Genomic DNA, 7980 nt, shown 5'->3' on the forward strand with positions numbered 1-7980 from the left:
CTGCGCCCATGCGTTGATTGTGCGGAGAAGGAACTTGATAATGTCGTTTGTCACTACCGCCCGCCGCGAAGTCCTGACACGCCCGGTGCTGTCGCTCGTGCAGTCAGCCCTACCCGCACTGTCCGCCACCGAAAGCGAAGCGATCGATGCGGGCGACACCTGGTGGGATGCCGCCCTGTTCACCGGCAATCCCGACTGGGAGGCCCTGCTTGCAGTCCCGCCAGCGACACTTATGGCAGAAGAGCAGGCCTTCATGACCGGCCCGGTGGAGACGCTCTGCGGGATGATCGACGACTGGCGCATGACCTGGGAAACCCACGACCTGCCGCCCGAAGCATGGGACTACCTCAAGTCCGAGAAGTTCTTCGGCATCATCATTCCGAAAGAACACGGCGGCCTCGGCTTCTCGAACTTCGCCCATAGCGAGATCGTGCGGAAAATCGCCACCCGCTCGGTTTCGGGTGCGGTGACGGCGATGGTGCCCAACTCGCTGGGGCCGGGCGAACTCATCCTGCGCTTTGGCACCGAGGCACAGCAGCGCCACTGGCTGCCGCGCCTCGCCGTTGGGCGCGAAATCCCCGCCTTCGGCCTCACCAGCCCCGAGGCGGGATCCGACGCAGCCGCCATGGTCGACGAAGGCGTTGTCTGCCGGGGCGACTAGCAGGGCGAAGACGTGTTGGGTATCCGCCTCAACTGGCACAAGCGGTACATCACGCTGGGACCGGTCGCGACAATCCTCGGCCTCGCGTTTAAACTGCGCGACCCGGAGCATTTGCTCGGCGGGCCGGAGGATATCGGCATCACTGTGGCTCTGGTGCCTACCGATCTGCCCGGCGTCACTATCGGGCGGCGACACATCCCCTCGATGCAGACCTTCCAGAACGGTCCCAACGAAGGCAAGGACGTGTTCATCCCGCTTGACAACGTGATCGGCGGCCGCGAGCGCGTGGGCCAGGGCTGGAAGATGTTGATGAGCGCTCTTGCTGCCGGGCGCGGTATCTCGCTGCCCTCGCTTTCTGCGGCGGCGGGCGCTTTCGCGGCGCATACCACCGGTGCCTATGCCCGCGTGCGCTCGCAGTTCAACCTGCCGATCGGCCGGTTTGAGGGCATTCAGGAGCGCCTCGCCCGAATCGCGGGCAATGCCTATCTGCTCGACGGAGCACGCCGGTTGACCTGCGCGGGGCTGGATCAGGGCAAGCATCCTGCGGTGATCTCCTCAATCCTCAAGCTGCACGCGACCGAGCGGATGCGTGTCGTCATCAACGATGCGATGGATGTCCACGGCGGCAAGGCGGTGATCGAAGGCCCGCGCAACTACATGGCCAGCCAGTACCGCGCGATACCGGTCGGCATAACCGTCGAAGGCGCGAATATCCTGACGCGCAGTCTGATGGTCTTCGGACAGGGCGCGATCCGCTCGCACCCCTACCTGCTCGACGAAATCCGCGCGGTCGGCGACGCGGATCAGGGGCGGGCGCTGGCGGATTTCGACAAAGTGCTGTGGAGGCACGTCGGCCATGCGCTCAAGACCGCGATCCGTGCATTCGTACGCAGCTGGAGCGGCGGCGTCTTCGCGCCCGCGCCCAAGGCCGGGAAAGCCACGCGTTATTATCGCCAGATGAGCCGTTACACCGCCGCCTTCGCGTTCTGCTCGGACATCGCGTTCCTGACGCTGGGCGGCGAACTCAAGCGGCGCGAACTGCTCTCGGCGCGACTGGGTGACGTCCTGTCAGAACTCTACATGCTCTCCGGCGCGCTCAAGCGCTGGGAGGACGAGGGGCGGCAGAACGACGACCTACCTCTTCTCGACTGGTGCATGCAGAGCGGATTTGCCAGCATCGAGCAGAGTTTCGCGCAGATCATCGAGAATTTCCCGGTGCGCCCGGTCGGCTGGATGCTGCGGCTGTTTATCATGCCTTATGGAAGACGCCGCAATGGCCCGACCGACCGCACCGTGCGCCGCGCCGCCGCGATCCTGCTGGAGCCGTGCGCAGCACGCGACCGGCTGGTCGAGAACGTCTATATCGGCGGCGAGAACGAGGCCGTCGCACGGCTCACTGAAGCGTTCCGCAAGACCGTCGCCACCCAGCCGATCCACGATCGAATGAAGCAGGCCCGCATTCGCGACGCCGACGAGGCCCTGACAGCGGGCCTGATATCCGCCCAAGAGCGCGAGCAGTTGCGCGGCGCCGATGCGGCCGTGGCAGAAGTGATCGCGGTCGACGACTTTGCGCCGGAAGAACTCGCAAGGAAAACGGCAGCCCCGTTACACGAGGCCGCCGAATAAGCCGCGCTGTCTACGCCGTCTGCTCGTCCCCGATCGCACGGGCGAGGATGACCATGAACCGGTCGTCGGCGTCGCCAAAGCCTTGCAATGGCTCCCAGCCACCTGCGAGAAGCAGAGTATCGGCGCTGCGTGGATCATACTTGTGGCTGTTCTCGGTATGGATCGTCTCTCCGGCGGCCATCGCGAACCGGCGGCCGCAGACGTTGAACTCGATGGCGCGACTGGCCGCTATATGCATTTCGATCCGCGCCCGTTCATCGTTCCAGATCGCGCGGTGGGCCAGCGCGTCGAGCGGGATGGTACCGTCCAGTTCGCCGTTGATGCGCGCGGCAAGGTTGAGGTTGAATGCTGCCGTCACGCCCCGCGCATCGTCATAGGCACGGACAAGTTCCGCCTCGCCCTTGATACGGTCAAAACCGATCAGCAACAGGCTTCTCGCCCCCAGTGTCCTGCGCATTGATCGCAGCAGGTCGGCCGCTGCCATCGGCTCCATATTGCCGATGGTCGAGCCAGGAAAGAAGCCAAGGCGGGGGTGCGAGCCCACTTCGACGGGCAGCGTGGCGGGCTGGCTGAAATCGGCCTCGACCGGATGGATCGGCAAACCGGGATAGCGCGCAGCCAGCGCCGCGCAGGATTCGCTCAGGAATTCACCCGAGATGTCGATCGGCACATAGGCAGCGGTCCAGATCGCATCGAGCAGCAGCGGTGTTTTGATTGCGCTGCCCGCGCCGAATTCCACGACGACGTGATGTTTCGACCCGACCATGCGCCCGATCCGCGTGGCATGCGCCATGAGGATACCGGTCTCGGTGCGGGTGGGGTAGTATTCGGGGAGCCGCGTGATCTCCTCGAACAGTTCGCTACCGCGATGGTCGTAGAACCAGCGTGCGGGAATGGCCTTTCGCTCCTGCGACAGTCCGGTGAGGACATCGCGGCGGAATTGCGCGCGCAGGGTATCGCGGGAGGCGTCGATCAGATCGCGGACGGCAGTGGCCATGGGTCTACAGATCCTTAGCTAGGCGCACGCCGGTGAACTGCCAGCGCTTTTCGGGGGGGAAGAAGTTGCGATACGTGGCCCGGGAATGCCCGCGCGGTGTCGCGCAACTGGCCCCCTTGAGTACACACTGGCCGGACATGAACTTGCCGTTGTACTCGCCCACTGCCCCGGCCACTGGATGAAAGCGCGGATAAGGCAGGTAGGCAGAGCGGGTCCATTGCCAGCAGTCCCCGAAAAGGCCCGGGGATCCGGCAGGATGAGCGCCATGTGCTTCATCGAGTTGGTTGCCGTTTGCGGGATCGTGTGCCTGCGCGGCGACTTCCCATTCGAACTCGGTAGGCAGGCGATGACCGGCCCAGGTCGCGAAGGCATCCGCCTCGTAGAACGAGACGTGGGAGACCGGCGCTTCAGGCGACAACGCCTGCATCCCTGCAAGCGTGAATGCATCCCCGCCCCGCCAGTAGAGCGGAGCCGCGATTCTTTCGGCGTTCACCCAGGCCCAGCCGTCCGACAACCAGAGTGCGGCATTGCTATAGCCTCCATCGGCGATGAATTCCGCCCATTCTCCGTTGGTGACCAGCCGCCGCGCAAGAGCAAAGGGGCCAATCAGCACATCGTGGGCAGGCCCTTCGTTGTCGAAGGCGAACCCGGCGCCGTCATGACCGATCCGATGGCAGCCCCGGCCGTGTTCCTCCCATTCCATCGCTCCTGCCATGCCGTGCGCCGGGTCTGCGAACGCGCCATAGGCAGGCGCCAGCGGGTTCAGCGAGAAAGCATGCTTGATGTCAGTCAGGAGCAGTTCCTGATGCTGCTGCTCGTGGTTCAGACCCAATTCGATCAGCCCGGCCAGTTCGGGCCGCTCCATTATCTGACCGAGATGCACATCCACATGCGCGCGATAGGCCAGAACTTCATCCAGCGAAGGACGCGAGAGCATGCCGCGGTGAGGGCGGGCGTGGCGCGGGCCCTCGGCCTCGTAATAGGAATTGAACAGGAACGGCCATTCCTCGTGGGACAGGCGATATCCGGCGAGGTGGTCGCGTAACACGAAAGTTTCGAAGAACCATGTGGTATGCGCCAGATGCCACTTTGCGGGAGACGCATCGGGCATCGACTGGATCGTCGCATCGGCGTCGGACAGCGTGGCGGCAAGCGCCTCGGTCAAGGCGCGGACGGATGCAAAGGCTTGCGCCGGTGATCGGGTACGGCGCACCGGCAGCGAGCGATCTTTCGTGACATCCATGGGCCTCTAACGGCCGACAACCCGCAAGGGATGCATCGCGCGCAGAAATAGAGACGAACCGAGCAGAGGCGCTGGCAGCACCGCCATTGAGGCCCATTCGCAAGCCCAACAGAAAGCCGCCGGCGCGGCGCTGTCCGCCAAGCGTCAAGAAACACCGAAGTCGAAACTCAAGGGTGCCTCTAAGGAGATAGAGAAATCCATGACAGAAACGCAGTTGGCCGGCCTCGCGGCGACCAGGCACAAGCGCCTTCCGGAACACAAGGGCTGACGCCGCCTCTGTTCGTCAATCTGGTGCTGGGCCGCATTCCCCTGCTGAGCAAGGCCGCGAAGAAGAAACTGCAGCCGATGATCTCCATCTCGGCTTCGTCGAGCATAAACCGTCATTCCAGCCTTGGTGTGCCGGGAACACGTTCACCGCCGCCGATATCATGATGTGTTTCCCGCTCGAAGCGGCCCGCACTCGTGGCGGGCTGGATGTTGGACGCCCCGCGACGATCGCTTGGCTTGACACGATTCATGAACGACCGGCCCACCGGGCTAACCTCACGCGGTGGCCCCTCTCTCGCTTCTGTCCGGGACGACTGGCCCGCCTATGGTGGTACCGGTGCCGCACGCCGCTTTTCGCCGCTCGGCCAGATCACGCCGGATAACGTTAAGAGCCTCGAGCGCATCTGGCTCGCGCATACCGGCGACATGCCCTCCTCCTCCTCTTCCTCCAAGATCACAGGCACGTACCTTCCTCAGCGGCGATGGTTTTGGCGGCCACTTTGCCGATGGCGCGTTCGTGAGCGAGCACGCATCCGCGTGAACGCCGTCGCCCCAGGCCCCATCTGGACACCGCTGAACCCGTGCGGCGGTGCCAGCCCGGAGAAGCTGGAGCACTTTGGCAAAAGCACGCCGATGGGGCGCGCCGGCCGGCCCAATGAAGTTGCGCCCGCCTTCCTTTTCCTCGCATGCGAGGATGCCAGCTACATGAGCGGGCAAATTCTGCATCGGAACGGCGGGATCATCGTCAACGGATGACCGGCGCCCCCTGCCCGACGCGGAGCATAACTTGCGCATCCATGTCGAGGGCGAGCAGCTCTGGTAGCGCGTGCGCTACCAGCCGCAAGGCCAGCCGCCGCTGATCTCCGCCAACGAAGTGCGCATTCCGGTGGGCCGCACCGTCGTGTTCGAACTGACCGCAACCGACGTGATCCACAGCTTCTGGATACCCGGGCTGGCGGGAAAGGTGGACATGATCCCCGGGCGCACCAACCGCCTTGTCGTGAATGCCGTCAAACCCGGGACCTATCGCGGCGTCTGCGCGGAGTTCTGCGGCCTCAGCCATGCGCTGATGGCGTTCGGCGTCATCGCCATGGAGCCTGCCGCCTGCGATGCATGGCTGGCGGCCAGCCGCGAGCCACCGATCCGAACTCAGAGTCGCGGTGCAGCGCTGTTCGCGGCGAACGGCTGCGCCGCGTGCCATTCCCTGAACGGCAGCCACAGCATCGGGCCCGACCTCACTCGCTTCCGCGAACTCCGCAGCCTTCATCCGCGATCCGCACGAGTCCGAGCCGGGAGCCCCGCATGCCCTCCTACGCCGCGATGCCCGAAACGGACGCGCTCCCCATCGCACGCTGGCTGAAGGAGGAGGGACGATGAGCCTGCACGATCAGGACGACATCCCGCTGCGCGAGGCGAGGAAGCGCGGCTCCGCAAGGTCTGGGAACCGCCCAAGGGAGTGTTCCTGCGCTGGACGGACACCAACAACAACCGTGTAGGCGTGTGGTACGTCCTGACCGCGTTCGGTTTCATACTGTTCGCGGGCGTGCTCGCGCTCATCATGCGCATGCATCTGGCGGTACCGAACAACGATCTCGTGGACGCAGGGACGTTTAACCAGTTGTTCACGCTGCTCGGCTCGGTGATGATGTTCCTCTTCGCGGTGTCGATGTTCGAGGCCGTGTCGATCATCCTGCTGCCGCAGTTTCTGGGCGCGCGCAATCTGCCGTTCCCGCGCCTTTCCGCCTTTGGATACTCGTCGTTCCTGATCGGCGGGATATTCGTATCGGGCTTGATCCGCTCGGCGACCAGCAATTTGGCGGCGTGGTGATGTTGGTGTTCGGCGGTGCCAGTTACCTGATCGGCAGGCTGGGCCTGCCGCCCTGCCTGATCGACCGGGAGATCATCGCCCGAAGGCTGGACGGCAATCCCGATTTCTCCAGTCTCCAGACCGTGCTCAAACGCGGAAAAGGCAGCCAAAACGAAGACCAGCCCCTCGAATTCCAAGCCTTCGATCTCCTCGAACTGGATGGCGAGGATCCGGTGGCGATGCCCAACATCCAACGCAAGGAGCGACTGGAGGCACTGCTGGCCGATGCCGAGCCGCCCATCTTCGTCGCCGACCAGGTGATCGGCGCGGGCGAGAAGCTCTATGACGTGATGTGCGGCGCCGGGCAGGAAGGGATCATCGCCAAGCGCATCGATGCGCCCTACTTGGGGCGCCGCACGAAAGACCGGCTCAAGGTCAAGTGCACCCGGCGGTGCTTGAACGGTGCGGTCTTTTTGTCGATCAGCTTCGTGGCGAGATCGAGCAGGTCGGCGTCGGGCTTCGCATCTTCGCTGTGGCGGATGGTCCCGAGATGGATTCCCGATTCAGAATTTCCGCAATTGCTCCTGGCGTCCTACCCTCGGCAAAGGCCAGGAAGATACGACGGACAATTATAGCCTGGTCCTCATTGATGGATCGTCCACCGACCGCGTCGTCTGGCCCTGGCACGACATCGTAGCCGTAAGCCAGACCGCCTCCAGACTGGCCCTTTTCGATACGCCCGGGCAAACCTCTTCGGGTTTTGTCCGCCAAGTCCTTCAAAAAGAGAGCATTCATCGTCCCCTTCAGGCCGATATGCATTTCATTCGCCAGACCTTCGGCAACGGTGTGAAGGGTGATGCCGTTAAAGCGCAGCAGCTTATCGACATGCGCGATGTCTTCCTGATCGCGCGATATGCGATAGAGGTTCTGCACACAGGATGTCGAACTGCCCTGCCCTGGCGTCAGCCAGAACCTGCAGCAGGCCTGTTCGCCCCCGCATGCTCGCACCGGGATACCGCCTCGTCGTGATGACAAGCAACGATCTCCCAGCCTTCGCGTGCTGCAAGTTCCCGGCACACCAGCAACTGGTCGTCGATGGTATGCACATTCTGCGGATCGGGTGAATAACGGACGTAGAGAGCGGCTTTGAGCATCAAGGGTCCGGCGGCTAGAGCCGGCGCTTCCGGCAGCAATTATGCCTAAACAAAATCATTTTCTTACGAGACTTTACCTATCTCCGCGAGGAGAGGCTTAGCACTACTTTGGCAGAATTGTGATTTTCGGGATTCCCTGCAGGGGAAATGCGTGATTCATAGGGAGCCAGCTTTGATGGAGGCTGGCGATGGAAGAGGATTGGCAGCGGGATCTCGAGCATTGGC

8 protein-coding genes and 3 pseudogenes are annotated in these 7980 nt (G+C 63.5%); 9 read left to right on the forward strand and 2 right to left on the reverse strand.

Features of this window, described 5'->3' with window-relative positions:
• Nucleotides 1–40 precede the first annotated feature (40 nt).
• A complete protein-coding gene (locus V2S85_RS23945) occupies nucleotides 41–661 on the forward strand; it encodes an acyl-CoA dehydrogenase family protein (RefSeq protein ID WP_330705313.1) in 621 nt (206 codons plus the stop codon).
• Between the two features lie 12 nt (nucleotides 662–673).
• Nucleotides 674–2287 carry an acyl-CoA dehydrogenase gene (locus V2S85_RS23950; protein ID WP_330705314.1) on the forward strand — a complete coding sequence of 538 codons (1614 nt, stop codon included), beginning with the start codon at nucleotides 674–676 and terminating at the stop codon, nucleotides 2285–2287.
• A 10-nt stretch (nucleotides 2288–2297) separates the two neighbouring features.
• Here V2S85_RS23950 and egtD read toward each other — a convergent pair whose 3' ends face one another.
• Both egtD and egtB read right to left on the reverse strand, forming a co-directional pair.
• The gene (gene egtD, locus V2S85_RS23955) at nucleotides 2298–3284 is read right to left on the reverse strand and encodes an L-histidine N(alpha)-methyltransferase (RefSeq protein ID WP_330705315.1); all 987 of its coding nucleotides are present in this window, start codon (nucleotides 3282–3284) and stop codon (nucleotides 2298–2300) included.
• 4 nt (nucleotides 3285–3288) lie between these two features.
• Entirely contained in the window at nucleotides 3289–4527 is a 1239-nt protein-coding gene (egtB, locus tag V2S85_RS23960; protein ID WP_330705316.1) for an ergothioneine biosynthesis protein EgtB, read from the reverse strand.
• Nucleotides 4528–4612: 85 nt separating this feature from the next.
• On the opposite strand from egtB, the gene V2S85_RS23965 reads away from it, so the two are divergent.
• The 7 genes and pseudogenes from V2S85_RS23965 (at nucleotide 4613) to V2S85_RS23995 (ending at nucleotide 7630) form a co-directional block, all read left to right on the forward strand.
• Complete coding sequence (locus tag V2S85_RS23965; protein ID WP_419198234.1) at nucleotides 4613–4795, forward strand: DUF3008 family protein; 183 nt, start codon at nucleotides 4613–4615, stop codon at nucleotides 4793–4795.
• A 106-nt stretch (nucleotides 4796–4901) separates the two neighbouring features.
• A pseudogene (locus tag V2S85_RS23970) lies at nucleotides 4902–5177 on the forward strand (hypothetical protein); the annotation flags it as partial.
• A gap of 148 nt (nucleotides 5178–5325) precedes the next feature.
• A pseudogene (locus tag V2S85_RS23975) lies at nucleotides 5326–5550 on the forward strand (SDR family oxidoreductase); the annotation flags it as partial.
• A 70-nt stretch (nucleotides 5551–5620) separates the two neighbouring features.
• Complete coding sequence (locus V2S85_RS23980) at nucleotides 5621–6154, forward strand: c-type cytochrome (protein WP_330705317.1); 534 nt, start codon at nucleotides 5621–5623, stop codon at nucleotides 6152–6154.
• Nucleotides 6155–6167: 13 nt separating this feature from the next.
• A pseudogene (locus tag V2S85_RS23985) lies at nucleotides 6168–6589 on the forward strand (cbb3-type cytochrome c oxidase subunit I); the annotation flags it as partial.
• Nucleotides 6590–6621: 32 nt separating this feature from the next.
• Nucleotides 6622–7236 carry a hypothetical protein gene (locus tag V2S85_RS27310; RefSeq protein WP_419198233.1) on the forward strand — a complete coding sequence of 205 codons (615 nt, stop codon included), beginning with the start codon at nucleotides 6622–6624 and terminating at the stop codon, nucleotides 7234–7236.
• A 178-nt stretch (nucleotides 7237–7414) separates the two neighbouring features.
• Entirely contained in the window at nucleotides 7415–7630 is a 216-nt protein-coding gene (locus tag V2S85_RS23995; RefSeq protein ID WP_330705318.1) for a hypothetical protein, read from the forward strand.
• Nucleotides 7631–7980 lie beyond the last annotated feature (350 nt).

This window comes from Novosphingobium resinovorum, assembly GCF_036352595.1.
Classification (GTDB): Bacteria; Pseudomonadota; Alphaproteobacteria; order Sphingomonadales; family Sphingomonadaceae; genus Novosphingobium; species Novosphingobium resinovorum_B.